Annotated in this window: 1 rRNA gene (only partly in view); it reads left to right on the forward strand. The window is 56.4% G+C overall.

Annotated features, from left to right (window positions below):
• Positions 1-55 precede the first annotated feature (55 nt).
• Positions 56-1338 (forward strand): 23S ribosomal RNA (locus ACFUPX_RS44015) (it continues 1938 nt past the right edge of the window).

Genomic DNA, 1338 nt, shown 5'->3' on the forward strand with positions numbered 1-1338 from the left:
TGTGACGGGTGGTTGGTCGTTGTTTGAGAACTGCACAGTGGACGCGAGCATCTGTGGCCAAGTTTTTAAGGGCGCACGGTGGATGCCTTGGCACCAGGAACCGATGAAGGACGTGGGAGGCCACGATAGTCCCCGGGGAGTCGTCAACCAGGCTTTGATCCGGGGGTTTCCGAATGGGGAAACCCGGCAGTCGTCATGGGCTGTCACCCATACCTGAACACATAGGGTATGTGGAGGGAACGCGGGGAAGTGAAACATCTCAGTACCCGCAGGAAGAGAAAACAACCGTGATTCCGGGAGTAGTGGCGAGCGAAACCGGATGAGGCCAAACCGTATACGTGTGAGACCCGGCAGGGGTTGCGTGTGCGGGGTTGTGGGATCTCTCTTTCACAGTCTGCCGGCTGTGAGACGAGTCAGAAACCGTTGATGTAGGCGAAGGACATGCGAAAGGTCCGGCGTAGAGGGTAAGACCCCCGTAGTCGAAACATCAACGGCTCGTTTGAGAGACACCCAAGTAGCACGGGGCCCGAGAAATCCCGTGTGAATCTGGCGGGACCACCCGTTAAGCCTAAATATTCCCTGGTGACCGATAGCGGATAGTACCGTGAGGGAATGGTGAAAAGTACCGCGGGAGCGGAGTGAAATAGTACCTGAAACCGTGTGCCTACAAGCCGTGGGAGCGTCGCGCATTGAGTTTACTCAATGCGTCGTGACTGCGTGCCTTTTGAAGAATGAGCCTGCGAGTTTGCGGTGCGTTGCGAGGTTAACCCGTGTGGGGAAGCCGTAGCGAAAGCGAGTCCGAATAGGGCGATTTAGTAGCGCGCTCAAGACCCGAAGCGGAGTGATCTAGCCATGGGCAGGTTGAAGCGGCTGTAAGAGGTCGTGGAGGACCGAACCCACCAGGGTTGAAAACCTGGGGGATGACCTGTGGTTAGGGGTGAAAGGCCAATCAAACTCCGTGATAGCTGGTTCTCCCCGAAATGCATTTAGGTGCAGCGTCGTGTGTTTCTTGCCGGAGGTAGAGCACTGGATAGGCGATGGGCCCTACCGGGTTACTGACCTTAGCCAAACTCCGAATGCCGGTAAGTGAGAGCACGGCAGTGAGACTGTGGGGGATAAGCTCCATGGTCGAGAGGGAAACAGCCCAGAGCATCGACTAAGGCCCCTAAGCGTACGCTAAGTGGGAAAGGATGTGGAGTCGCAGAGACAACCAGGAGGTTGGCTTAGAAGCAGCCACCCTTGAAAGAGTGCGTAATAGCTCACTGGTCAAGTGATTCCGCGCCGACAATGTAGCGGGGCTCAAGCGTACCGCCGAAGTCGTGTCATTCCAGCATGTAC

It is taken from the genome of Streptomyces sp. NPDC057302 (assembly GCF_042667685.1).
In the GTDB taxonomy this organism is placed as follows: domain Bacteria; phylum Actinomycetota; class Actinomycetes; order Streptomycetales; family Streptomycetaceae; genus Streptomyces.